The sequence below is a fragment of the Sphaerisporangium perillae genome (assembly GCF_023276435.1).
Taxonomy (GTDB): domain Bacteria; phylum Actinomycetota; class Actinomycetes; order Streptosporangiales; family Streptosporangiaceae; genus Sphaerisporangium; species Sphaerisporangium perillae.
This window is the reverse complement of the sequence record NZ_JALLPO010000002.1, coordinates 89813-113799: the sequence shown is the minus strand read 5'-3', so window position 1 is coordinate 113799 and position 23987 is coordinate 89813. Positions and strand designations below refer to the sequence as shown.

Annotated in this window: 21 protein-coding genes; 8 read left to right on the top strand and 13 right to left on the bottom strand. The window is 70.1% G+C overall.

Annotated elements, in window-relative coordinates; genetic code table 11:
- Window positions 1-92 precede the first annotated feature (92 nt).
- Together MYF83_RS02490 and MYF83_RS02485 are read right to left on the bottom strand one after the other, a co-directional pair.
- Entirely contained in the window at window positions 93-785 is a 693-nt protein-coding gene (locus MYF83_RS02490) for a response regulator (protein ID WP_248958486.1), read from the bottom strand.
- On the bottom strand, window positions 782-2026 hold the full coding sequence (locus MYF83_RS02485; protein ID WP_248958485.1) for a sensor histidine kinase: 1245 nt from the start codon (window positions 2024-2026) through the stop codon (window positions 782-784). The genes MYF83_RS02490 and MYF83_RS02485 overlap by 4 nt, the downstream gene beginning before the upstream one ends.
- Window positions 2027-2189: 163 nt before the next feature.
- Here MYF83_RS02485 and MYF83_RS02480 point away from each other — a divergent pair, with 163 nt between their 5' ends.
- Together MYF83_RS02480 and MYF83_RS02475 are read left to right on the top strand one after the other, a co-directional pair.
- Window positions 2190-2327 (top strand): hypothetical protein, encoded by a 138-nt coding sequence (locus MYF83_RS02480; RefSeq protein WP_248958484.1) that lies wholly within the window; start codon window positions 2190-2192, stop codon window positions 2325-2327.
- 328 nt (window positions 2328-2655) lie between these two features.
- Window positions 2656-3024 carry a hypothetical protein gene (locus tag MYF83_RS02475; protein ID WP_248958483.1) on the top strand — a complete coding sequence of 123 codons (369 nt, stop codon included), beginning with the start codon at window positions 2656-2658 and terminating at the stop codon, window positions 3022-3024.
- 15 nt (window positions 3025-3039) lie between these two features.
- Here MYF83_RS02475 and MYF83_RS02470 read toward each other — a convergent pair whose 3' ends face one another.
- Window positions 3040-3888: a helix-turn-helix transcriptional regulator gene (locus MYF83_RS02470; RefSeq protein ID WP_248958482.1), complete on the bottom strand. Its 849-nt coding sequence runs from the start codon at window positions 3886-3888 to the stop codon at window positions 3040-3042.
- A 111-nt stretch (window positions 3889-3999) separates the two neighbouring features.
- Between MYF83_RS02470 and MYF83_RS02465 the strand changes: the two genes are divergently transcribed.
- Window positions 4000-4764, top strand: a complete 765-nt coding sequence (locus MYF83_RS02465) for an SDR family oxidoreductase (protein WP_248958481.1) — start codon at window positions 4000-4002, stop codon at window positions 4762-4764.
- A 246-nt stretch (window positions 4765-5010) separates the two neighbouring features.
- On the opposite strand, the gene MYF83_RS02460 is transcribed toward MYF83_RS02465, so the two are convergent.
- From MYF83_RS02460 to MYF83_RS02435, 6 genes are all read right to left on the bottom strand, one after another.
- Window positions 5011-5763 (bottom strand): hypothetical protein, encoded by a 753-nt coding sequence (locus tag MYF83_RS02460; RefSeq protein WP_248958480.1) that lies wholly within the window; start codon window positions 5761-5763, stop codon window positions 5011-5013.
- The gene (locus MYF83_RS02455; RefSeq protein ID WP_248958703.1) at window positions 5760-6257 is read right to left on the bottom strand and encodes an RNA polymerase sigma factor; all 498 of its coding nucleotides are present in this window, start codon (window positions 6255-6257) and stop codon (window positions 5760-5762) included. The genes MYF83_RS02460 and MYF83_RS02455 overlap by 4 nt, the downstream gene beginning before the upstream one ends.
- 123 nt (window positions 6258-6380) lie before the next feature.
- Window positions 6381-7337 carry a tyrosine-type recombinase/integrase gene (locus tag MYF83_RS02450; protein WP_248958479.1) on the bottom strand — a complete coding sequence of 319 codons (957 nt, stop codon included), beginning with the start codon at window positions 7335-7337 and terminating at the stop codon, window positions 6381-6383.
- Between the two features lie 133 nt (window positions 7338-7470).
- Window positions 7471-8556: a HAMP domain-containing sensor histidine kinase gene (locus tag MYF83_RS02445; protein ID WP_248958478.1), complete on the bottom strand. Its 1086-nt coding sequence runs from the start codon at window positions 8554-8556 to the stop codon at window positions 7471-7473.
- A complete protein-coding gene (locus MYF83_RS02440) occupies window positions 8553-9206 on the bottom strand; it encodes a response regulator transcription factor (protein WP_248958477.1) in 654 nt (217 codons plus the stop codon). Before MYF83_RS02440 ends, MYF83_RS02445 begins: the two co-directional genes overlap by 4 nt.
- A gap of 68 nt (window positions 9207-9274) precedes the next feature.
- A complete protein-coding gene (locus MYF83_RS02435; protein ID WP_248958476.1) occupies window positions 9275-9466 on the bottom strand; it encodes a hypothetical protein in 192 nt (63 codons plus the stop codon).
- Between MYF83_RS02435 and MYF83_RS02430 the strand changes: the two genes are divergently transcribed.
- The 3 genes from MYF83_RS02430 (at window position 9459) to MYF83_RS02420 (ending at window position 13413) form a co-directional block, all read left to right on the top strand.
- Complete coding sequence (locus tag MYF83_RS02430) at window positions 9459-10649, top strand: S41 family peptidase (protein ID WP_248958475.1); 1191 nt, start codon at window positions 9459-9461, stop codon at window positions 10647-10649. The two genes, MYF83_RS02435 and MYF83_RS02430, sit on opposite strands and share 8 nt — an antisense overlap.
- 188 nt (window positions 10650-10837) lie before the next feature.
- Window positions 10838-11584, top strand: a complete 747-nt coding sequence (locus tag MYF83_RS02425; protein WP_372500082.1) for an ABC transporter ATP-binding protein — start codon at window positions 10838-10840, stop codon at window positions 11582-11584.
- Window positions 11585-11589: 5 nt separating this feature from the next.
- Window positions 11590-13413: an FtsX-like permease family protein gene (locus tag MYF83_RS02420; protein WP_248958474.1), complete on the top strand. Its 1824-nt coding sequence runs from the start codon at window positions 11590-11592 to the stop codon at window positions 13411-13413.
- A gap of 231 nt (window positions 13414-13644) precedes the next feature.
- On the opposite strand, the gene MYF83_RS02415 is transcribed toward MYF83_RS02420, so the two are convergent.
- Both MYF83_RS02415 and MYF83_RS02410 read right to left on the bottom strand, forming a co-directional pair.
- On the bottom strand, window positions 13645-16758 hold the full coding sequence (locus tag MYF83_RS02415; protein ID WP_248958473.1) for a Tn3 family transposase: 3114 nt from the start codon (window positions 16756-16758) through the stop codon (window positions 13645-13647).
- 981 nt (window positions 16759-17739) lie between these two features.
- Window positions 17740-19827: an AfsR/SARP family transcriptional regulator gene (locus MYF83_RS02410; protein ID WP_248958472.1), complete on the bottom strand. Its 2088-nt coding sequence runs from the start codon at window positions 19825-19827 to the stop codon at window positions 17740-17742.
- A 114-nt stretch (window positions 19828-19941) separates the two neighbouring features.
- Between MYF83_RS02410 and MYF83_RS02405 the strand changes: the two genes are divergently transcribed.
- Together MYF83_RS02405 and MYF83_RS02400 are read left to right on the top strand one after the other, a co-directional pair.
- Complete coding sequence (locus MYF83_RS02405) at window positions 19942-20820, top strand: alpha/beta fold hydrolase (RefSeq protein ID WP_248958471.1); 879 nt, start codon at window positions 19942-19944, stop codon at window positions 20818-20820.
- 166 nt (window positions 20821-20986) lie between these two features.
- On the top strand, window positions 20987-22030 hold the full coding sequence (locus MYF83_RS02400) for a DUF4037 domain-containing protein (RefSeq protein WP_248958470.1): 1044 nt from the start codon (window positions 20987-20989) through the stop codon (window positions 22028-22030).
- Window positions 22031-22087: 57 nt separating this feature from the next.
- Here MYF83_RS02400 and MYF83_RS02395 read toward each other — a convergent pair whose 3' ends face one another.
- Together MYF83_RS02395 and map are read right to left on the bottom strand one after the other, a co-directional pair.
- Window positions 22088-23065: an aldo/keto reductase gene (locus MYF83_RS02395; RefSeq protein WP_248958469.1), complete on the bottom strand. Its 978-nt coding sequence runs from the start codon at window positions 23063-23065 to the stop codon at window positions 22088-22090.
- 151 nt (window positions 23066-23216) lie between these two features.
- Complete coding sequence (gene map / locus MYF83_RS02390; protein ID WP_248958468.1) at window positions 23217-23984, bottom strand: type I methionyl aminopeptidase; 768 nt, start codon at window positions 23982-23984, stop codon at window positions 23217-23219.
- Window positions 23985-23987: the final 3 nt, after the last annotated feature.

Sequence of the window (23987 nt, the reverse complement as noted above, 5' to 3'; positions counted from 1 at the left end):
AGCGCTCCAGATTCAGGTGGTAGTAGTCGTCACCTACATCACAATACATCAAACTGGTTTGATGTAATTTGGATCGGCGGTGTTCCCGCTTATCAGGGGCTGACCAGTCCTGTTTGGTATGCGATGACGACCAGTTGCGCACGGTCGCGCGCACCCAGTTTCGCCATCGCGTGGCTGACATGGGTGCGCACGGTGGCCGGGCTGACGAACAACCCGGCACCGATCTCGTCGTTGCTCAGGCCCTGTCCCACCAGGGTTAGCACTTCGCGCTCGCGCTCGGTCAGCACCGCGAGCCGGTCCTCCGCGGCCTGGGCGGCTTTATATTGCGCAGTGAACTGGCCGATGAGGCGTCGGGTGATCCGCGGCGCGAGCAGCGCGTCTCCGGCGGCGATCACCCGGATGGCCTGCAGGAGCTCGGCCGGGCCGGCGTCTTTGAGCAGGAAGCCGCTGGCGCCGGCTTGCAATGCGTCGAAGACGTACTCGTCGGTGTCGTAGGTGGTGAGGATGAGGACTCGGACCTGCTCCAACCCGTGCGTCTCGGCGATCTGGGCGGTGGCTTGAATCCCGTCCAGCTTTGGCATGCGGATGTCCATGAGGACGACGTTGGGGCGGGTGGCGCGGGCCCGCTCGACGGCTTCGGCGCCGTTGGTGGCTTCTCCCACCACCGTGATGTCCTCTTCGAGTTCGAGCAGGACCTTGAACCCGGATCGCACGAGACCCTCGTCGTCGGCGAGCAGCACCTTGATCGGAGCGTTGGTCAACGGTGACGCGGCCGCTGCGTTCATAGGCGCGACCCGGTCGGCGTGAGGGGCAGTCGTGCCTTGACTTCGAACCCGCCGCCCGGAAGCGGCCCGGCGTCGAGTTCTCCGCCCAGCAGTTGACAGCGCTCGCGCATTCCGGGGATCCCGCGGCCGGGCATGGCCGAGCTGCCGGTGCTGGTCGGATGCTGGGCCGGTAGGTGCGGGTCCGCGGGGTCATCACCTGGGGCGGCGCGGCGGCCCTCATCGGTCACGCGGATCTCCAAGACGTCGATCCCGGGGTTCAGCGCTACCGTCACCCGAGTCGGGCCGACGTGGCGGATCACATTGGTGATCGATTCCTGAACGATTCGGTAGGCGGCACTTTCCACCGCGCTTGGCAACGGCGCCGCGGGCGAGGTCTCCTCAAGCTTGATGTCGAGTCCGGCCTCGCGCGCCTTGGCGGTCAGTTCGTCGATCTGCCCCAGCCCGGGGTACGGCACGCGCCCGTTGTCGTCGTCACGGAGTACCCCGAGGATGGCCCGCATCTCCCGCAGCGCCCGCGAACTGGTCTGCTCGATGGCTCGCAGCGCCTCGCGCGCCACTTCCGGCCTCTTGTCGAGCACATGCGCGGTGACACCGGACTGGACGTTGATGATCGCTATGGCGTGAGCGACGGTGTCGTGGACCTCGCGCGCGATCCGGAGCCGTTCGGCGTCGACCCGTGCCCGCGCTTCCTCCTCGCGAGTCCGTTCAGCCAACTCAGCGCGCTCCTGAGCTTCGGCCGCGATGACCCGTCGAGACCGGACGGACTCGCCAAGGGCCGCGCTCATGACCAGCGCGCCGATCCGGAAGAACACCCAGCCGATGGCGGCGCGTGGCTCGATGTCGGCCGCGGCGACCAGCCAGCCGATGGCGAGCACCGTGGTACCCACGCCGGCTGCCACCAGCGACCGGCGCCCGTCACCGTACGCAGCGAGGGTGTACAGGGCGACGAAGAGCGCGAGCCAGCCGGGCCCGTCCGGGAAGTCGAAGCTGAAGTACACCAAGCTGGCGAGCGCGGCGATGAGGAACACCGGCACCGGCCACCGGCGGCGGACGGCAACGACCACGCCACTCACGATCAGCAGGACATATCCCAGGTATCCGAGGTCGGTGAGGGGCCGCGATGCCACCTCACCGGCATTGCGGAATACCGTGCCCTGAACCTGCATCACGGTGATGAAGAGCGCGAGCAACACGTCCTGCGCCAGCACAGGCAGGCGCAACGACGCGGCGCGGTGTCTCATGCCGCGATCTTACGGTTTCTCGCGCGGGGAAACGCTCCGCCCAGACGCGCGACCTCCTACCACGACGAGCGTACCTAGGCACGAGGCGTCTACGCAGAACTGCGTAGACGCTGTCATCCGCCGCCGGAGGCCGCGTGACGATCGATTCCGTGAAACCCGCTCCATGGAGATCACCCGAACCTACGTCCGAGCCTTCTTCGACCTGCACCTGCGTGCCAGGCCGCAACCCCTGCTGGACAAGCCGTCGCCGCGCTACCCCGAGGTCAAGTCCTGCACCCCGGACACGAAGATCTGCAAGTAAGCGGATCGCCGCGTGTCCCCATATAGGCGAATGAAACTTACTTTGTAAAGCCGGTTGGTTGAGGTAAAACCCAGCCCAACAAAAACACCAACAACCAGCGGAAAGAGCCCGAGCTAATCGCCACATCGGTCACCACATGCGGCGCGGGCGCAGGTGGTGGCCGATGTGGCTTCAGTAATAGTGGCTCATGAGTTCGGACCAGGTACGGCTTGACATCCAGGATCGGCGAGCCTGAAAGTGCGTCCAGGTCGGCGACGTGCAGGTTCAGGCCGTGGCGGGATGTTCGCGTCGGGTCGTGTTATGTCGGTCCCAGACCGATCGCAGGGTCTTGGACGGGGTGGTCGCGAGCGACCCCGAGGTCGCCGGCCTGTGGCCACAAAGCGTCGATCCGCGATACGTCGTCCAGCAGAGGGCGGCCAAGGCGCTTGCCGGCAAGCCGGGCGCGCGGGCGGAGGTGTCGGTGGAGAAGGCCGCCGACCTGTTGTACGGCCTGCTCAGCCCCGAGCTGTACGGCCTGCTCAGCCCCGAGCTGTACGGCCTGCTCAGCCCCGAGCTGTACGGCCTGCTCAGCCCCGAGCTGTACGGCCTGCTCAGCCCCGAGCTGTACCTGCTGTTCGCGCGCGAGCGGGGCTGGCCGCGTGAGCGCTGGGAGCGGTGGGTCGGCGAGACCCTGCGCGCCCGGCTCTGCTCCGGTTAGGCCGTGATGGGCGGGTCAGGAGGTGTCGGCGGGGAAGCGCTCATGCCCCAGCACCGCGAGCAACTGCAACTTCTCGTAGTCCTCGCTGCGAGGGGCGGCGGTGAGCACGAGCAGCGCCTGGGACTGATCCTCGGTGAACAGCGCCTGACAGTCGAGCTCGATCGGGCCGAGCTGGGGATGGATGAGCGTCTTGTGGTCCTCGAAGCGCCTGGCGACCTCGTGCCGGTCCCACAGCTCGGCGAACTCCGCGCTCGCCTTCCCCAGTGCCCGCACGAACTCGCCGGCCCGCGACTGCCGGCCCATCGTTCCGTACGCGGCGCGCAGGTTCGCCACCAGGGCGCGGCTCTGCCGGTCGCGGTCGTCCGCGGGGTAGCGCAGCCGCTCGGAGGGATCGGTGAACCACCGGTAGATCTCGCTTCGAGCGAGGCCCGTGTAGCCCGACTTCTCGCCGAACAGGGCGTCAGCCATCCGGTTCTGCACGAGCGTCTCGCCCAAGTTGGACAGGATGAGCGCCGGGGTGTCGCTGAGGCGGTCCAGCACGCGCAGCAGCGCGGGAGCGACATGCGTCGCAGCGGACACGGACGCCGGGGCGTTGTGCCCCGCCATCTGGAACAGGTAGTCGCGCTCGTCGCCCGTCAGCCGCAGCGCCCGGGCGAGCGAGGCGAGCATCTGCTCGCTGGGCTGCGGGCCGCGCTGCTGTTCGAGCCGCGTGTAGTAGTCGGCCGACATCGAGGCGAGGGCTGCGACCTCCTCGCGCCTGAGGCCCGGGGCGCGGCGGCGCGCGCCCGAGGGAAGCCCGACGTCCTCCGGCCGCAGCGCCTCACGGCGGCGGCGCAGGAAGTCGGCGAGTGCTGCGCGGTCCATGCGTTCAGTATCCGCCCCGTGCCCGAGGACCGACGACCGTGAACCAGGGATCGCTGATCCCCCGATAACCGGTCTCTGCACCAGCCGCGGCCGGCAGAGAAGACTTCGAGCATGAACATCTCCGGAAACACCGTCTTCATCCCAGGATCCACGAGCGGTATCGGCCTCGCCCTCGCGGTTGCGCTGCAGGCCAAGGGGAACACCGTCATCGTCGGCGGCCGGCGCGCCGAACTGCTCGAGCGGATCGCCGCAGACCACCCGGGTATCGACACTGTGCTGATCGACACCTCCGATGCCGCGAGCATCGACTCCGCCGCCAAGGAGGTCCTGGCCAAGCACCCGCACCTCAACGTCCTGGTCACGATGGCCGGCATCATGCGCATCGAGGACTGGCGCAAGCCCGAATCGTTCCTCGCCTCGGCCGAGTCGGTCGTGACGACCAACGTGCTCGGCCCGATCCGCCTCATCGCCGCGTTCATCCAGCACCTGCAGGCGCAGCCGGACGCCACGATCGTCACCGTCTCCTCGGGCCTCGCGTTCACGCCCCTGAAGGTCACGCCGAGCTACAACGCGTCGAAGGCCGCGATCCATATGCTCAGCGAGTCGATCAGGCTGCAACTCGCCGACACGAACGTGAAGATCGTCGAGCTCGAGCCGCCGGCCGTCCGCACCTCGCTGCTGCCCGGCCAGGAGGACAGCGAGTTCGCGATGCCGCTCGATGAGTTCGTGACGGAGGTCGTCGCGCTGCTCGAGTCGCAGCCCGACGCGAAGGAGATCCAGGTCGAGCGCGTGAAATTCCTCCGCTACGGCGAGGCTCGCGGCGACTACGACCAGGTCGTGGAGACGCTCAATGGATCCGACCCGCACGCGAAATAGCCTGGCCCAGCTGGATGGCGCGCAGGATCAACGCCGCGTCGCCGCCCCTTGGCCAGGTAGTCGCAGATGAAGACGGTGCGGATCACACGGCCGAGTTCCTCGAAGGGCGCCTCCCGGCCCGGCCAGCCCTGGTCAGCGGGGGAAGTCGTCGGGGTCGGGGTCGTCCTTGGCCGGGGCGACCAGCAGGGTGACCGAGTTGGAACTGTGCATCCACGCCCCCGTGACGCGCCGGCCGTCTTGGGGCCGTCAGGTGGGCGGTGGGTTGTAGGCGCTGCCCGAGCCGTCCTGGTGGAACTCCCCGATCACGTAGACGGCGGACATGTTCCGCTCGTGCAGCTTGGCCAGGGCCTCGGCGACGGTGCCGCCGCTCAGCCGCAGGCTCGCCGGGCTGTCACCCGCGCCGGGGCGCGCGTTCCAGTAGGGCTCGCCGGGACGGGCGAGCCGGCCGATCATGATCTTTGTCGCACCCTGCCGCCCCGTTATACCGCTGAGCGTGACAGTCAGCGGGCATGCGGTCCCCTGGCCGGGCGGGCAGTCCAGCACAGTGCCGATCGTGCCGGTGCCGTCGGAGATACCGCCGATGATCTTACGTTCGTAGCCCGGGGAGACCGGAACGATCGACAGCGTCATATCCAGGCCGAACTTGGCGAACGCCTCGTGGAACTGGCGCTGGTCGGCGTAGGCGTTCTTGACATGGACCTTGTAGGTGCCGTCGGTGCGCTGGATGTCCACGGCGGCGTTGGCGTAGCCGCGGATGGGGCCAGGCCCGCCGGCGCTCAGCGCGACTACAGCGGTGGCGGCCACGCCGGTCGCCACGACCACGCCGACCGCGAACCGCCCGTACCGGCGGCGCCGCCGGACAGTTACGGCCGTGGCCGGTTCCTCCGCCGTGATGGCGGTCAGCAGCCGGCGGGCGCCCGGCGTGGACGGCCCGGCGAGCTGGTCGTCGTGCACGCCGGTCAGGCCCGCCACCAGCTCATCGATTCTGGACGTGGTCACAGTCGGCTCCCTTCAAGTTTGTAGTGCGCGGTGCGGACGGCCTGCGCCTGGTCGATACCGGCGGCCCGCAGCGCGCGGGCGAAGCGTTTGCGGGCGCGGTGCAGCCGGATGCTCACCGCGTTGCGCGAGCAGCCGAGGACCTTGGCGATCTCCGCGTTGCCCAGGCCCTCCCAGGCGACCAGGGCGAGCAGTTCCCGATCGACGTCCGGCAGGTCCCGGAACACCTGGGCGACGGCCGTGCCCTCCAGCGGGGCTGGGAGGGCGGCGGGCGCGGTGGCCAGTTCGTCGCGCAGCATCGCCGTCTTGAGCAAGTGCCGCCGCTCGCCGCGGAGGTGGTTGGCCAGCACCCGGCGCGCCACCCCGTACAGCCAGAGGCGGGCCTCGTCACCGGGCGGCAGGTCGCCGGCCCGGCGCCAGGCGATGGTGAACGTTTCGGCCACCACATCGGCGGCGTCGTCGGGGGAGTGACAGCGTCGCAGGGCGTAGCCGAACAGGGGTTGGTAGTTCTTGGGGGGCGGCCGGAATACGCCAGAAAGGGGCCGCGGGCTTGCTGTAGTCGCAGCTCAGCGGGTTCGGCGCTAGACGCGACCATCCCCTGTAGGTGGGTGGTTGAGGGGTCAGCGGGCGCGGCGACGTTGGGCGGGGTCGGCTTCAGCGGTGATGCGCGCGGAGGTCTCTTCGCCGAGTCGCACGTAGCGGCCGAGGCTGGCCAGGTGCTGGTGGCGGCTTTTGGCCTGCAGTTCGGGCGCTGTTCGGCCGGCTTGGGCGAGATGCTGGAGCGCCGAATGGCGGAGCTGGTGCAAGGTCCACCCTTGCCGGTGCGGGTCGAGCTTTGCGGAGGCGGTTTTGAACAGGCACTCGGCGCGCGGGTATGACAGTCGGCCTCGCCCGGTGACGGGGCAGATGTCGGCGGCTGCGGGCGCGCGTCGGCCGGAGGTGGGGGCGCGCCGGTCGGCCAGGAACACTGGCCCGCGGGTGCGGCCGGTCAGCAGGCGGGGCAGGATCCGGGCCGTGGGGGTGGCCCAGTGCACGTACTCGATGGCGCCGCCCTTGGAGACGACGCGGGCACGGCGGAACTCCAGGTCGAGGTCTTCGACGTTGAGGGTGAGGATTTCCTCGGCGCGGACGGCCGTGTCGTACAGCAGCCTCCAGAGGACTTTTTCCCGCAGGGCGTGCACGGGGTCGGTGAAGAGTGTCTCCAGCCGGGTGCGCGGGATGGAGCGGTCGCCTCGGTGTGCTGTCTTGCGGCGTTCCAGCCGCCGGGCCGGGTTGGTGGCCAGCAGTTCCTGGCGCTGGGCCCAGGCGGTGAACGAGGTCAGCGCGGATAGGTGCCGGTTCCAGGTCGCGGCGGCCGCGGCGTTCCAGTGGTCCATCACCGCGGCGTAGTGCTCAGGCTGCAGGGCGGCGACCGGATGGTGCGGGCCGGTGGCCGCGGTCAGCCGGGTGAGGGTATCGGCGTAGCCGGCGCGGGTGGTGGCCGCAGCGAGGGAGTCGAGGAAACGCTCGACCGCGGCCGTGACCGTCATGCTGGCGGTCGCAGGGTCGGGCTGGCTGGGGAACGCCACGATGGACACGAAGCCGCCTCCCGAAAGGCGATGTGACACATAATGTAGCCGAGTCGCCTGCGCGGCGGCGGGCGCCGAGCAGGGCGGAGGTGGCGCATCGGCCGCCGGTGTGACAGATAATTCACATTTTGTGTCACATGCATCACTCCGCTGTTCCTCCTGCGGGGGATGCGTCCTCGGATCCCGCGAAAACCACGACGAGCTCCAGCCCGCCACCCGGATTGGGGTTCGCTCGCACGTCGGCCCCGTGAGCCTTCGCGATCGCCGCAACGATCGACAATCCGAGCCCGGCGCCTTGTCCAGGGGTCGTATGCAGCCGACGGAAGGGCTCGAAGAGATCGCCGAAACGTTCCTGGGGAACGTGCGGGCCGGTGTTACGGACCGTCAACACTCCACGGGAGAGCGTTACATCAACGGTTCCGCCGGGATGGTTGTAGCGGACCGCGTTGTCGAGGAGGTTGATGACGAGCCGGTTCAGCAGGACAGGGTCCCCATCGACGACGAACGGCTCTGCCCGCCCTGTCACGGTGACGCCGTCCGAACCTGTTTCCGCCAGGACGAGCCGTACCACCTGGTCCAGGGCCACCGGGCTCCTGTTGTCCAGACCGTTTTCCGCCTGGGCCAGGACCAGCAGGGCGTCGATGAGGTTCTCCGCCCGGCGGTTGTGGCGCAGGAGCGTGCCGCGGATCTCGCCGCCGTCCTCGGGGAGCCCGATTTCGATCGCCGCCCGCTGGACGGCCAGCGGGGTCCGCAACTCGTGGGAGGCGTTGGCGATGAACCGCCGTTGCCCCTCGACGGAGCGTTCGAGCCGATCGAGCATCGCGTCGAAGGTGTCGGCCAGTTCCTTCAGCTCGTCCTTCGGCCCGGTGAGCGCGATCCGCTCGTGCAGGGTCGATAGGGAAAGTCGCTGCGCGGTGGCGGTGATCCGGTGGATGGGCCGCAGGATCCGCCCGGCGACCAGCCATCCGACGGCCAACGAGACCAGCGTCAAGATCCCCACCGTGAAGGTGGTCATCTCCCACTGGTAGCCGATCACGTCGTTCACCAGCTCGGGTAGCTGCGGCCGCAGCGGCCGATCACTCGGTGCCACCGCTCCCTCGGGTAGCCGGGCGACCCGCGTCTTCAGCGCCTGGCGCAGCAGGAGGTTGACCGTGACCAGCAACACGACCGAGGTCAGCAGGAACAGTCCGGAGTAGATCAGGGTGAGCCGGACCCGGATCCTCGTCACAGCAGGTATCCCGCACCGGGAACGGTCTGAATGCACGGCGGGTCGCCCAACTTGGCCCGTAGGCGGCTGATCAGGACCCGCACCACCGTCGTAAACGGATCGGCGTTCTCGTCCCATGCCTCTTCAAGCAGCCGTTCGGAGCTCACGACCGCGCCGTCCGCCCTCATCAGCACCTCAAGGACGGCGAACTCCTTGAGGGACAGGTGCAGGTGCCGCCCGTCCCGCGAGGCTTGCAGCCGGTGCCTGTCGAGCACGATCCCGTGCCGCGTCAGTACCGGCGGTACCGCCGACTGGCTACGCCGTCCCAGCGCCTGCACTCGCGCGACCAGCTCGGCATAGTCGAACGGTTTGGGCAGGTAGTCGTCGGCTCCCATCCCCAGACCCGCCACTCGCTCCGGCACCGACGCCGCCGCCGTCATCATCAAGATCCGCGTACGGCTCCCGCGTGCCACCAGCTCACGACACACGAGGTCGCCGTGCATCTCGGGCAAGTCCCGATCCAGCACGAGAACGTCGTAGTCGTGCACCGCCAACCGTTCCACCGCGGCGGCCCCGTCATACACCACGTCGACGGCCATGGCATGGCGGCGCAATCCCACCGCCACGAGATCGGCCAGGTCGCGTTCGTCTTCGGCCACCAGAATGCGCACCCGACATTCATACTCGAACCGGGGTTGCAATGGCGTTAACGGATCCGTTCACGACTGTGTAACCCGCTTCAGGCCACGCTGGCGGCCATGATCAGAGCCCTCTGCGCAGCCGTCCTGGTGGCGGCTTGCTCCATGTCCGCATCCGCGTCAGCATCGGCCACGACGTCCCAGCCGGCGTCCCCATCGGCCACCCGAGGCGGGGGCTGCACCACCAGCACGGCGCCACCGCCGGAATCGGCACCGCCGACATCGGTGAACACGCTCCGGCAGGCGTACTTCTGCGTGCTGGACAACTACTACAGCGGCCCGGTCATGGATCCGAAGGAATTGCTGAAGAGCGCCTTCGCCGCCTATACCCAGAACCTGATGCGGCGCGGCGCCGACCGGGCCGACCTTAGGTTGCCCGCCCTGACCGGGAACCGCGACACCGACTGGTCCGCCTTCGCGAAGGTCCTCGGTGACGGCGACCCCGCCGCGCTGCGCGCCGCGATCACCGGCATGGTGGCTGGGCTCCACGACAACCACGCCCGCTGGGTCCGGCCGGACCCGTCGCAGGGCGAGCCGATCGGGACGGGCATCGCGGGCGTGTCGGCCGAGTACGGCCCGCAGCTCGACCCCGCGGCCCGGCCGCCGCTGTTCATCACCCGGGTCCTGCCCGGCAGCCCCGCCGCCAAGGCCGACATCAGGCCAGGGGACATTGTGGTCAAGGCCAACGGCGTGCCGGCGTTCATCGGCGACACCGTGAACCAGAGCCTCGTCCAGGCCATCACCGCCCCCGGCACCGTACGGCTCACGCTCAAGCGCCCCACAACAGGACGGACCCGCACCGTCGAGCTCAAAGAGGGCCCCATCACGCGGCAGCCCCCGGCGGTGACGTCAAAGAAACTCGCCGACGGCGTCACCTACGTCCAACTGCCCGGATTCTACCAAGGCGCCGCCGACCAGGTCATCGTCAAGCTGCGGGACAAACCGGAGGTCGTGGTCCTCGATCTGCGCGGCAACGGCGGCGGGTCACCTCGCGAGGTGACCCGGCTGCTCGGCGCATTCGCGCACGGCAAGGTCACCAGCTACTTCTGCCCGCTCAAGGGCGACTGTGTGCCCAACCGGACCGACGACAGCGTCCCGCTGCTTGGCTCGCGCCTGATCGTGCTCACTGACCGCGGATGCGCCTCGGCCTGCGAGGACTTCAGCGCGGCGGTCAAGGACAACGGCCTGGGCACCCTCATCGGGACCCGCACCGCTGGGGCCGTCTCTGGCCCCAGCGAGGCATACCTCCTCGACGACGGCAGCGCCGTGCTCCTGCCCAAGGTCCGGCACCTCGGGCCCGCCCGCGAAATCATCGACACGATCGGCGTGCCGGTCGACCACTACGCCCCCATGACCGCCCTCGACCTGGCCACCGGGCGCGACCCGGGTGTGGCCAAGGCGCTGGCGCTTCTTTGACGCGCTTGCCGCAGCGGCTGGGCCGGCCGCCCCTCTCACCGTCGCCGACACCCAGCGCCCCGCCATGGCCGAGCCGGACCCGCTCGACCGCAGCGCTGTTGGCGGAGCGCATCGTGCTCCCGTTTGAGGCGGACCTGCGCCGGCTCAAGACCCGTAAGCAGAACCGGACCTATCGGAAGGAGTGGATCGTGAGCAATGCCGCCGGCACGCCCGTACTGAGCGCCCGCGGGCTGCGGAAGGAGCATGGCAAAGGGGAAGGATTGGTGCGCGCCGTCGACGGCGTCGATCTCGACGTCAGCGCGGGAGAGACGGTGGCGATCATGGGGCCCAGCGGCTGCGGTAAGTCCACGCTGCTGCACCTGCTCGGCGGGCTGGATCGGCCCTCGGCCGGCGAGGTGTCGCTGAACGGCCGGCGCATCGACAACATCAGCGAGAAGGCGCTAGCCCGGATGCGGCGTACCGAGGTCAGCTACGTCTTCCAGTCCTTCCACCTGATGGAGGAGCTCACCGCCGTCGAGAACGTCGAGCTGGCGGCGCTGCTGGCCGGACGCTCACCGCGGGTCGCACGGCGGCGCGCGGAGGAGCTGCTGGATCAGCTCGGGCTCGCCGGCCGGGAGCGCTTCCTGCCCTCCGCGCTGTCGGGCGGTCAGCGGCAGCGGGTCGCGGTCGCCCGGGCGCTGAGCAACGAGCCGCTGGTGGTCCTCGCTGACGAACCGACCGGAAACCTGGACAGCGCCGCCACCTTGGACGTCCTCCAGCTCTTCAAGGACCTGCACGAATCCGGTCAGACGCTGGTCATCGTCACCCACGACGCGCGGATCGCGGCCACCGCGGACCGGAAGTTCTCGATGCGCGACGGCGCGTTCGTGGACGAGACCTGGCTGACCGGCGGCACCACCGGGCAGCTCGGCGCGCTCGTCGGGCTGGAGGATTGACCGCAATGGGCCGCATTCTTCTCGTGATCCGTCTCGCCCTGCGAGACCTCCGGCGTCGCCGTACCGAGGCCGCGCTTCTGCTGATCGCCATCCTGGCCGCCACCACGACGCTGACGCTCGGGCTCGTCCTACGCGACGCGGCCGGCGACCCGTACCAGAGCACCCGGGCGGCGACCAAGGGACCCGACGTGGTCGCCAACGCCAACCTCGCCGGCCTCACTGAGCTTGGGAAATTGGCCACCGCCTCCGGCGTCACCGAGCACAGCGGACCGTACCCCGTCATCGCAGGAAAGCTCGAGGCGTCCGGCCGGACGTCGGATGTCCAGGCCATGGGGCGCGACGCCACTGTCGCGGCGGTCGATCAGCCCGAGGTGACGCAGGGCAGTTGGGTCAGCGACGGCGGCGTGGTGCTCGAGGCCGCCTTCGCCGACTCGCTCGATGTGGGCGTCGGTGACTCGGTCGCCCTGGGCGGTAGGTCGTTCAAGGTCGTCGGCGTCGCGGTCACCGCCGCCATGCCGCCCTATCCCGGGGCGTCCTGCATCGTCTCCGCCGGCTGTATCAACGGCGCCATCCCCGACGACCGGGATCTGCCGGCGGGGTTGCTGCACAATCCCGGGCTGGTCTGGCTCACCCAGGCGGATGTGCGGAGCCTCGCCTCGGACCGAAGCTCCCTGTCCTATGTGATGAACCTGAAGCTGGCCGAGCCGGACAAAGCGCAGGCATTCGTCGACCGGACCGGTGGCGATCATGGCGGCGCTATGCCGATGCAGACCTGGGAGAGCATTCTCGCTGACGCCACCGACCTGGCCCGGGACTCCCAGATCCTGCTGCTGATCGGCGCCTGGCTGCTCGGCCTGCTCGCTGTGGCCAGTCTTTCGGTGCTGGTCGGCGGGCGGATGGCCGATCAGACCAAGCGTATCGGGTTGCTGAAAGCAGTCGGCGGCACACCGGGTCTGGTCGCTGCCGTGCTACTCGCGGAGTACCTCCTGGTGGCCGTCGTCGCGGCCGCGGCCGGGCTGATGATCGGAGCGCTGACCGCTCCGTTACTCACCGAGTCGAGCGCGGGCCTCGTCGGCGGCGCGGGGACGGCGTCGTTGACCTGGTCCACGATCGGTCTGGTGACTGCCGTGGCACTCGGCGTCGCGGTGGTGGCGACCACTGTTCCGGCCGTGCGCGCGGCCCAGTCCAGCACCGTCAGCGCGCTGGCCGACGCGGCACGCCCACCTCGCCGCACCGGTTGGCTGATCACTCTCTCGGCGCGACTGCCCGTCCCGCTGCTGCTCGCTCTGCGGGTCACCGCCCGCCGGCCGCGACGGGTGGTGCTGGGCGTGGTCAGCATCGCGGTCACGGTCAGCGGCATCTACGTCCTGCTGGTGCTCAACGCCTTCCTCACCGACCAGCCAGGCACCGGCGCATACACCGAAGCCCAGGTGGCGGTGCTGCGGCACGTGCTCCTGGTCTGGACGGTCATCCTGCTCACCCTGGCGGCGGTCAACGCCATCGTCATCACCTGGGCGACGGTGCTCGACAACCGGCATGCGTCGGCGCTGGCACGCGCCCTCGGCGCCACCCCGCGGGAAGTGACCGTCGCCCTGGCGACCGCGCAGGTGCTGCCCGCGCTCCTCGGCGCCGTCATGGGTGTCTTCCCGGGAGGCTTCCTGCTGTTCGCCTCCATCAACACGATCACCGGCGGCGACAGCGACAAGGCCACGCTTCCCGCACCCTGGCAGCTGATCGCCCTGGTGCTGGCAACCGTGCTCGTGGTGGCGGCGCTCACCTCCGTTCCCGCCCACCTTGGCGGCCGCCGTCCCGTGACGGCGACTCTCTAAGCCGACCACCACGGCAAGCCTGGTGATGCCGCATAGATCCGTTCCTTGCGCCGCTCACATCGGCGTACTGACCACGGACGTTGGGGACGCAAGGACGGGATTCGCGACCTGCCCGTCGAGGATCTCGAAAGGAGTGCGGACCTCCTGGCGTGGTGTGCAGCGACCAAGAAGCGCACCACCCGCTGGAGGTCCTCGTCCCCACCGGTCACTTTCGGCATCTCATGAGGGGGATCAGGCCAGAGCCGCGGCGAACAACACTCGTGGCTCCAGATCCAACCGGGTGTTGGGCGTGCCGTCCGGCGGGGTGAGGTTGAGAGTCCAGTTCCCGAACCGGCGGACGGTGTGGGTGATGTAGGGGGAAACGGTCGCCAGGTCGTCCAGGTCGACAGGCTGGCCCTCGGCGGCGATCTCGTTGGCGGAGTCGGTGATGTCCAGGGCTGTTGAGTACATGACGCAGTTGGCGAGCAACTCGTTGAACTTGATGACCTTCTCCTGGTAGTCGGGGTCGTTGTGGCCGATGAGCTTGCCGCCGAACATGAGCCAGTCGGCGAAACCGTGGAAGGCCTCGTTCCGGTTGGTGACCCGGGTGATCTGCTCCCGCAGCTGCGGCTCGGACAGATAGCGCAGCAGCGTAATGGTGCGGATCGCCCGGCCGAGCTCCCTGAATGCCCGGTACAGGCGGTTCTTGCGGGAGTGGTGGCCCAGCCGGCGCAGCAGCGTGACCGAGGACATCCTGTTCTCCCGGATGGAGATCGCGGTGCGCAGCAGGTCCGTCCAATGGGCCTCGATCAGGCCCCAGTCGACCGCCTCGTCCCCGAATAGGGAATCGATGTGTTGGTAGTGCCTGTCGAGGGCGGGCCGGTAGAAGATCAGGTCGTGCCAGTTGCGGATGCGGGGGAGCAAGTCGAATCCCAGGAGCGCGGCCAGGCCGAAGACCGGCAGCGACTGGCCTTGGGTGTCCGCGTGGATGGTATCGGGCTGGACGTCGGAGGTGTTCTTCAGCAGCCCCTCGATGATGTAGACCGCCTCCCACACCCCGCACGGGATGAAGTGGCTGAACAGGGCGACGTAGGTGTTGGAGACATGCCGGTAGGCGATGCCTCCATAGCCCCCGTACCGGATCGACGTCTCCGCCAGCAGGTTGTTCTCCCACGTGTCGATCTGGGAGCCGTCCGCGGCGACGGTCTTCCCGTCGCCCCACACGCCGGCCACGTCCAGCTTGTTGAACGCGTTGACGACCGTCGCCGACGCTTTCTCAATCTTGCTGGCGGTGGCGTGCTTGTTGCCTGCCAGCGAGAGCTCGTGCACGCTGATCTTGCCGCGCATGTGTGCCGCGACCTGGGACGGGCCGAGTAGCGTGCCATGCGCGAACACCGTCAGCACGTAGCGGGCCAAGGCCTCTTTGATCTTCGGATCCGAGCCGGAGGCCGGGCCGAAGTGATGGTGCCAGCCCAGCAGATAGGCGGTGCGAGTGAGGATGTCCAGCAGCGCCCGCTGCGGCAGCCGGTCATGGAGCGCGGCCTCCAACTCGAGCGCCTCCGGCCGACGCTCGGCGCCCTTGCGACGCTTGAGCACCGGACGTCCACCCTCCAGCACCAGGTCGATGTTGGAGGGATACCCGGCATCGACGCTCAGAGCGAGGGCGGCGAGCTTGTCCTGGAAGAAGGCGGTCAGCTGCGACGGCTCGGACGGGATCCCGGCCTGCTCACAGAACCGGGCCACCAGCGGCTCGCACTCCTGCCAGGACATCAGTTGCTCGTGCAGGTTGGCGTAGGACTCCGACCCCGCCACCGCGATGTCCCCGGACCGCAACTCCGCCGCCAGGTACGAGAACACGCAAATCTCCACGTGGCGGCGCACCAGCATCCCCGGCCTTTGCTTGTCCCGGAGGATCTTCTTCCACATCGCCGAGGCGAAGCCGTCGATGTCGATCGACAGCGTCACCGTGACCGGTTGCCCGTCCGCGCCCACCCGCTCGACCGTCAGCCGCTCCGGCACGAACGCGGCCTTCGCGCCACGCAGCGCCCGCAGGAACTCCACCGCGTCAACAACGCTGCGGTCCGCGCTGGTGGACTCCAGCGTGATCGCGTTCACCAGTGTGAACAGCGCCGCACGGTGGGATCCGTAGTACTGCTCCAGCAGCGGCAGGTAATTGTTGCCGTGATGGGCCGACACAGCCTCATGGGCCGCAGCCAGCACCTCCACCCCGCCTGCCTTCTCCAGTGTCTTCAGCACCAACCGGCCGGCCCGCTCCGCCACTTCACGCGTGTCCGGCGCTCGGCCCTCGACCGAGGCATCACCGTTGCTCTCGGCCGACGCCTCCTCCTCAGGGGCGGTAGCCTCGACAACCACAGACAGCACGTCGCCGAAGACGCCCAACAGCCGCTCCGATTCGGCCCGATGCGCCTCCCGCAGGGCCTCTAGGCGCTCGCGCCCCTTCTTGTGGATCGCGGCCATCCGCTTGCAGAACATCGTCACCACGTCATCGCGGACACCGGTACGGACTGCGTGCACAAAGCAGACAATCAGCGTCATCCGCTTGTCCTCGGTGGTGATCTTCTTCATGTCGGCAACGTCGGTGACCCGCGCCTCCCCAGCGAAATGAGCGATCTTCCCCGGTGGCACGCCATTCAGCCACACCTCGGTCGGCCTGATCGCGTCGATACCCTCCAGCAGCTCCAGGCGCTGCTTGAACTTGCCCAGCGACGCGGCCTGCGCCACATCCTTCAAACGGTCGAACTCGCTGCGCCGACTGATCGGATCCACCACCAGCATCCGCGCCAGCCTGGCCTTGGCCACAGCATCGAGCCGCCCAGCGACGCTCTGGTAGAAGCCGCTATTGACCTCGGTGCGGATCGTCGCGGCCATCGCATCCAGCGTGGTGTACCCCGGCAGCTCACAGCGCGCCCGAACCAACTCCTCCAACGCCACGTTGATCAAATCCGCAGGATTGTCCTTAGTCAGGACCGCCCTACGAATCGCCTCCTCGGAGACCTTCCGGACCCCGGCCCCGTCATAGACGACCTTCATCCGCTTGCGGATGAACTCCCGATGCCGCTTGGCCGACCGAACCGCCGCACGCTCCAGCGCTACGTCCTCGCCGAGTCCCAGAACGCCCCTCACATGCCGCACCACCACCAGTGGCACATCCTCGACCTTCGGGAAGTACCCCAGCCGCTGGTAGGACTTCAACCACACCACCAGGGCCAGCAGATGCTGCTGATCCTGCGTCTTGCCCTGCGCCCACTCCACCTCGGCATCCGTCGGCGTGAACGCCTCAGCCAGCTCCCGCCCCGACACCACACGGCCAAACCGTGGATACGCCGTCCGATCGACCGGGGTCACAGCCAACCCCCGCAGACGCCGCCAACAAGACGCCGCCCACCCTAACGATCAGCCCTCAGCCCGCGGCCCCTTTCCGGCGTATTCCGGCCGCCCCCCTTCTTCGCGTAGACGGCGGCGAACTCGTCCTCATCCAATGGGGGTTCGTCCTCCTCGGGACGTTGTCAGTGGTAACACCACATGTCCGCACGGCCGTGAATCTTTCAGGTCACAGGCCCATCATGCGGTTCACCGCTATCTCGCGGACGCTCTATCGCCACCACGGCCGTCGGCGGCAGGGGGCCCCGATCCAGGAGGCGCAGAGGCGGTGCGCAACCCGTGCTCGACGCCGAGCACGGCCTGATGGTGGACTTGGGCAAGCCGGCGGCGATCGGCGTGTCCGAACGTCTCGGCATGATGCATCTCTTGCGAGCGGCAGCGTGCCCAGGCATCCGAATGAAACTTACTTTGTAAAGCCGCCTGGTCGGGGCGGAAAACCGCATCCACAAAAAACAACAACAACACTTAGAGGAAGCACCTCAAGCCCGTTGCCGCATAGGCCGGCACATGCGGCGTGGCCATGTCCGGCACTGCCCGTCGGACGTTCGATCCGATCCTGTGGGTTATGACCGGCGCGGTGCTGAGTTCGGTCGAACTCCCTGCGGGGTGCCTCCGGTTTAGCGCAGTACGGCGGCGAGCCGCTCGGCCGTCTGTCGTCTGCCGCCGGAGGGTGTCGAGCCGGTCGTACAGCAGGGAGAGGTGCTCCTGCTCACGCCTGATCTCCTCGCGGGGACCGTGGCCGGGAGATGTCACTGGTTCTGCCTTCTGGTTCGCGGTGCCGGGCCACCCAGAGTGCGGCACAAGACGCTGGGACAACAGTCTTGTTCTTGCCGGTCCGATCAGCCGCTTGGTGTCGTCGCAGGTCAGGGGGTGCGATTTGAGTCGTATGGAGGCTGGCTGGTGGTGTCCGGTGCGGGCGGGGGCCGAGATCGGAGCGGCTGCGTCTCAACGGCTCGGGTCGGCGGGCTCGGTGCGGCGGAGGGTGGGGTCGTGGTGGGTGAGGGCGGTGGCGAGGTCGTCCAGGTGCCGGGAGACCGGGCCAAGGGTGAGCAGGCCGCTGCCCGCTCCGGCCAGCTCCGCCGCCGCGGGGGTGAGCTCGCTGTGCGCGCGTTCCATCATCTGCCTGTCGCCGGTGGCGATCGCCGCCCGGGCGGTGAGGCACCACAGGGCCTCGTACAGCAGGTCGCGGGGCGGGTCGGGGACCTCGCGCAGCGCCGTGGCGGCCTCGGCGGGGCGGTGGCGGGCCAGGAGCACCAGGGGGAGTGCCCATGGCCGGTAGGGACCCCAGTCGGTGTGCTCGCCGGTGGGGGCGGGCAGGGCGTGCCGCACGCGCAGGCACAGCAGCGCGAGCGGCAGCAGGCCGTGCTCCACGCCGGGCATCCCGGCGCCGTCCAGCCGCGCGGCGGCGTCCCGGTAGGCCGCCTCGACCTGGGCCAGGGACGCCTGCGTGGCCGGGGGCGTCCGCCCGGACGGGGCTGTCCGCCTGGTCGAGGCTGTCTGCCCGGACGGGGGTGTCTGCTCGGAGGCGGCGAGCCGCAGGGCTCGGTACCACTGGGTGAACACGCCGACCAGTGGCAGCTCGTGGCGCTCGGCGAGCCGGTCCGCGGCGGCCGCGTGCCGGTCGGCGCCGGGGAAGTCGGCGAGCGCGCTGCGGGCCTGGAGGCGGATGAGGTGCCCGAGTACTTCGGAGGTCACCAGGCCGTGCCGGGCGGACAGGGCGACCAGCTCGGCGCCGATCCGGTCCCGGTGCGGGGCCAGGCCGGCGCGGTGGAAGGTCTGCATGAACACGCCGTTGAGGGCGAACGCCAGCAGCGCGGGATCGTCGAGGCGGCGGGCGAGCTCCTCGGCCTGGGCTGCGGCCTGCGGCCCGCGTGCCGAACGGGTGCCGCGCGACTCCAGGGCGATGGTGGCCAGCAGGCGGGCCCGCGCCGCCTCGTGTCCGCCGGGCGGGAGGCGGGACAGGGTGCGTTCGGCCGCCGCGACCACCTGTGCGGCCTGCTGGGGGTCGTCGGAGCGGGTCCAGATCGCCGGGACGTCGTAGGCGCCGATCACGCGGGCGGTCAGTTCCGGGTCGCCCAGCTCTTCGGCCGCGGTGACGGCCGCCAGGCGGTGCCGGCGGGCGGCTTCCAGGCCGGTGCCGCCGGTGACCGCGAGGTTGCGCAGCAGGCCCACGGTGGACTCCAGCCGGGCCCGGGCGCCGGAGGTCACGGTGCGGTCGTAGACGGCGGCGGTCTGCGCCCAAACCCGGGCCGCCGCCCCGCCCGGCCCGGGCGCGAGGTCGAGGTGGTCGGCGTGGTGGAGGATGTCGGTCTCCAGGCGGCGAAGCCGCGGGCCCGGATCCACTCCCAGCTGCTCGACCAGGAGTGTGCGCGCCCGGCGCAGGACGGCGAGGGCGTCGCCCTGGCGGCCGGTGCGGTACAGGGCGAGCGCCAGCAGCCGCCAGGCGTCCTCGCGCCAGGGGTGTCCGGCGGCGTGCGCGTCCAGGTCCGGCACGGCCTCGGCGGCCAGGCCGAGGGCCAGCCGGGTCTCGGCGTGGCGTTCGACGGCGTGCAGCCGCAGTTCGGCCAGGCGGGAGCGCTCGGTGCGGGCCCAGGGCTGGTCGGCGAACTCGGCGTAGGCGGGCCCGCGCCACCACCCCAGCGCCTCGCCGAGCCGTGCGAGGCCGTCCTCGGGGGGCAGTGTCGCGGCGGCGGCCACCGCCTGTTCGAACCGCCAGGCGTCCACCGCGCCAATCTCCGCGCGCAGCGCGTACCCCGGTCCTTCGGTGACCAGCAGCCGGGCGGGGGTGCGGGGTGGGCGCCGGGGTTCCAGCGCGCGGCGCAGCGCGGCCACGAAGGTGCGCACCGCGCTCACCGCTCCGGGGGGCGGATCGGCCCAGAGGTCTTCGACCAGGACGTTGACCGGGACGACGCGGCGGCGGGCGATGATCAGCCGGGCCAGTACCGCGCGGTGCCGCGGCCCTTTCAGGGCGATCGACTCCCCGGTGGCGTCCCAGGCCGTCACCGGTCCCAGCACCCCGAACACGACCTGCACCCCTTGACCGTCCTTTCCGGCGCATCGCCCCTGGTCACGGTAGCGCGCTGACCGGATGCTCATTCGCGCCCGGCAGGCTGGAGGCATCCAGTCATCTACCGAAAGGGCGGAATCATGGCGCCTGTCATCGCCGGATTCGACTACCAGCGGGTCCCTGTCGCCGACGGCGTGTCATTGAACGCGGCCGTCGCGGGGGCGGGCACCCCGATCGTGCTGCTGCACGGCTTCCCGCAGACCCATCTGATGTGGCGGCACGTGGCCGCCGATCTGGCGGCCGACCACACCGTGATCTGCCCTGACCTGCGCGGCTACGGCGCCAGCGACAAACCCGCGGAAACCGGCGCCGCCACCTACGCCAAGCGCACCATGGCCGCCGACATCGTGGCCTTGGCCCGGCGGTTGGGGCATGAGCGCTTCGCGCTGGCCGGGCACGACCGTGGCGCCCTGGTCGCCGTCCGCGCCGCGCTGGACCACCCTGAGAAGATCACGCACCTGGCCTCGCTGGACGTGCTGCCGACCCTGGACATGTGGGAGGTGATGCACGGCACCAGCGCCGCCGTCGGTTTCCACCTGTATCTGATGGCCCAGCCTCCGGGCCTGCCCGAGCAGATGATCGCCGCCGGCGCGGACGCGTTCTTCGGTCACTTCCTCGACATCTGGGCCAGCGATCCGCAGGCGATCCCCGCCGAGGTCCGCGCCGCCTACCTGGACGCCTGCCGCGATGCGGTGCCCTCGATCGTGGCCGACTACCGCGCGTCGGCCGGCATCGACGTGGAGCACGACCAGGCCGACCGGGACGCCGGTAACCGGCTGCGGATGCCGGTCACCGTGCTGCAGCAGGACTGGGGCGCCGCGCTGGGCTTCGACGCGGCGGCGCTGTGGAGCGCCTGGGCGCCTGACCTGCGGCACATCCCCGTCAGTTGTGGTCACTTCATGGCCGAAGAGGCCCCCGCCGACATCACCAAGGCCCTTCGGGACCTGCTGTCCCGCTGACCGGCCGATACGGTGCCATGCGGTGTCTCCTCGCCGCATGCGCGCGCCGTGGCGGGTGTTCGCGGCTGAGCGGTGGCCTGCCAGGGACGGGGGCCGCACCGCCTGGGACGGCCCTCGGGGAAAACCAGGTGAAGCGGGCCGGTCCGCGAGGCACAGTGGTCAAGTGATGTCCGATTTCGCACCCGGTTTCGTTCCGGGCCTTCAGTTATCGCGCGCGTTCTACGCGGAGGTGGTGCGCCCGCTCATCGGCGAGGTGCCGCACGGCGCCGCCCTGATCGGCCCCGGGTCGGAGGTGCTGGCCTTCGACACCGAACGCTCGGCCGACCACGACTGGGGGCCGCGGGTCCTGGTCTTCGTCGAACCCGGGCAGGCCGAGCCGCTGTCGGCCCGGCTGCAGGACGCCCTGCCCGAACGGTTCGGGGGATATCCGACCGCTTTCGGGTCCGACCGCAACCGGGTCCGCCATGGCGTGGTCGTCACCGGGTTCGGGGAGTGGGCCAGGTCACGGCTCGGGTTCGACCCGCGAGGCGAGATCACCACGGCCGACTGGCTCGGAGTGTCCTGGCAGCGCCTTGCGGAGATGACCAGCGGCGAGGTGTTCCACGACGGGCTGGGGGATCTCGCCGCGGCCAGGGCCAACCTGCGCTGGTATCCCGACCAGGTGTGGCGCCACATCCTGGCCTGCCAGTGGCGGCGCGTCGCCGAGCTGGAGAGCTTCCCGGGGCGTTGCGGCGAGGTGGGTGACGATCTGGGATCCCTGCTGGTCACGGCACGCCTGGTCGAGGAGTTGATGCGTCTGTGCCTGCTCATGCGGCGCCGCTATCCGCCGTACGCCAAATGGCTGGGCAGCGCCTTCGCCCGGCTCGGCGGGTCGGCGGAGCTGGGGGAGACGTTCGCCGCGGCACTGGCGGCGCGCGGGTGGCGTGAACGCGAGGAGCACCTGTGCCGGGCCTACGAGCGGGTCGCCGGGTTGCACAACCGGCTGGGGCTCACCGAGCCGCTGGAGCCCTCGGTGCGCGGGTACTTCGACCGGCCGTTCCGGGTCATCGGCGGCGGCCGTTTCGCCGACGCGTTGCTGGGCACGGTCGGCCCGGGCGTGCGGGGCCTGTCACCGGCGGGTTCGGTGGACCAGTTCTGTGACAGCGTCACGGTGCTCGGCGACCACGACCGCTCGCTGGCCGTCACCCGCGCCTTGCGCGCCCCGGCATGACGGCCTGCAGGCCGAGCGGGCGCGCAAGGGCGGGCAAAGGCGAGCGGGCGGGGAGGGTTACCAGCGGTGATGGACCAGCGGGCGGATCAGCTCGTCGTACACGCCGGTGACCGCCGCGTGGGTCGCCTCCGGCAGCGGCGGCAGCTGCGCGGCGGCTGCGTTGTCTGCGGCCTGCCGCTTGTTACGGGCGCCGGGGATGACCACGCTGACCCCGGGCTGGTCGATGATCCAGCGCAGCGCGAACTGGGCGGTCGTCATGCCTTCGGGGACCAGCGGCTTGAGCCGTTCCACCGCCGCCAGACCGGTGGTGTAGTCCACGCCCGAGAAGGTCTCACCCACGTCGAACGCCTCGCCGTGCCGGTTGAAGGCGCGGTGGTCGTCGGAGGCGAAGCTGGTGTGCTCGTCGTAGCGGCCCGACAGCAGCCCGCTGGCCAGCGGCACCCGCGCGATGATCCCGACCCCGGCCTCGGCCGCCGCGGGAAGGACCCGCTCCAGCGGCTTGAGCCGGAAGGCGTTCAGGATGATCTGCACCGTGGCGACGCCCGGCCGCGCGATCGCGGTGAGCGCCTCCTCGCAGGTCTCGACGCTGACCCCGTAGGCGGCGATCCTGCCCTCCTCCACCAGGGTGTCCAGGGCGTCGTAGACGGCCGCGTCGCTGTAGACGGCGGTCGGCGGGCAGTGCAGCTGCACCAGGTCCAGGGTGTCGACGCCGAGGTTGCGCCGTGACCGGTCGTTCCAGGCCCGGAAGTTGTCCAGGGTGTAGGCGGTGGGCTCCTGCGGCACCCGGCGGCCCATCTTGGTGGCCACCGTCAGCCCGGGCCGCTCCTTCAGCAGCCGGCCGACGATCTGCTCGCTGCGGCCGTCCCCGTACACGTCGGCGGTGTCGATGAAGCTCACCCCGGCGTCGACGGCGGCGTGCAGCGTCGCCAGCGCCTCGTCCTCGCCGACCTCGCCCCAGTCGGCGCCCAGCTGCCACGCCCCGAGGCCGACCACCCCGACCTGCCTGCCCGTTCTGCCCAACTCACGCTTTTCCACATGCCCGATCGTACGGCCCGCCGGGCGTCGCCCCGCACGCAGGTGAACCCCGGGTGGACCCTCCCGCCGGGGGAGAGTCCATGCTGGAGCGCATGCGGGACGAGACGCCGGGGGAGTCGCTGCCCATCGGACGGCTGGTGCCGGTTGGGGGTCAGGGCACGGTCAGGACGCGAGGGCCGTCCTCGGTGACCGCCACGGTGTGCTCGACATGGGCCGCGCGGCTGCCGTCGAAGGTGTGCAGCGCCCACCCGTCGGCCGCGACGCGATAGCGGTCGTCGCCGCCGGCCATGAACATCGGCTCGATCGCCAGCACCAGGCCGTGCCGCAGCCGCATGCCGCGCCCGGGCCTGCCCCGGTTGGGGACGTGCGGGTCCTCGTGCATCCGCCGCCCGATGCCGTGCCCGCCGAAGTCGGTGGGGATGCCGCACGCCCCGGCCCGGCCGATCGCGCCGATCGCGTGCCCGATGTCGCCGATGTGCCCGCCGGGGACGGCCGCGGCGATCGCCGCCCGCAGGGCCCGCCGCGCGGCCTCGATCAGCGTGGTGTCCTGCGGCCGGGCACGGCCGACGGTGAAGCTGTCCGCGGCGTCGCCGGTCCAGCCGTCCAGATGGGCGCCGCAGTCGACGCTGACCAGGTCGCCGTCGCGTAGCCGGTAGGTGCCGGGGATGCCGTGCACGACCACGTGGTTCACCGACACGCAGATGGAGGCGGGGAAGGGCGTGGGCGCGAAGGGGGGCTTGTAGTTGAGGAACGGCGGAGTGGCGCCGGCCTCGTGGATGACCGTGCGGGCCGTCTCGTCCAGATCGGTCAGGCGCGCCCCAGCGACGGCCTGCTCGCGGACCGCGGCCAGCGCGCGGGCCACCACCCGCCCGGCCTCGCGCATCGCCTGCAGCTCTCCATCGGTCTTGATCTCCACCATCGC

Bases quoted from the DNA above. Each gene is read 5' to 3' on its own strand.
- MYF83_RS02490 (WP_248958486.1), bottom strand. From the start codon at position 785: ATGAACGCAGCGGCCGCGTCACCGTTGACCAACGCTCCGATCAAGGTG.
- MYF83_RS02485 (WP_248958485.1), bottom strand. From the start codon at position 2,026: ATGAGACACCGCGCCGCGTCGTTGCGCCTGCCTGTGCTGGCGCAGGAC.
- MYF83_RS02480 (WP_248958484.1), top strand. From the start codon at position 2,190: ATGGAGATCACCCGAACCTACGTCCGAGCCTTCTTCGACCTGCACCTG.
- MYF83_RS02470 (WP_248958482.1), bottom strand. From the start codon at position 3,888: ATGGACCGCGCAGCACTCGCCGACTTCCTGCGCCGCCGCCGTGAGGCG.
- MYF83_RS02465 (WP_248958481.1), top strand. From the start codon at position 4,000: ATGAACATCTCCGGAAACACCGTCTTCATCCCAGGATCCACGAGCGGT.
- MYF83_RS02420 (WP_248958474.1), top strand. From the start codon at position 11,590: ATGGGCCGCATTCTTCTCGTGATCCGTCTCGCCCTGCGAGACCTCCGG.
- MYF83_RS02405 (WP_248958471.1), top strand. From the start codon at position 19,942: ATGGCGCCTGTCATCGCCGGATTCGACTACCAGCGGGTCCCTGTCGCC.
- MYF83_RS02400 (WP_248958470.1), top strand. From the start codon at position 20,987: ATGTCCGATTTCGCACCCGGTTTCGTTCCGGGCCTTCAGTTATCGCGC.
- map (WP_248958468.1), bottom strand. From the start codon at position 23,984: ATGGTGGAGATCAAGACCGATGGAGAGCTGCAGGCGATGCGCGAGGCC.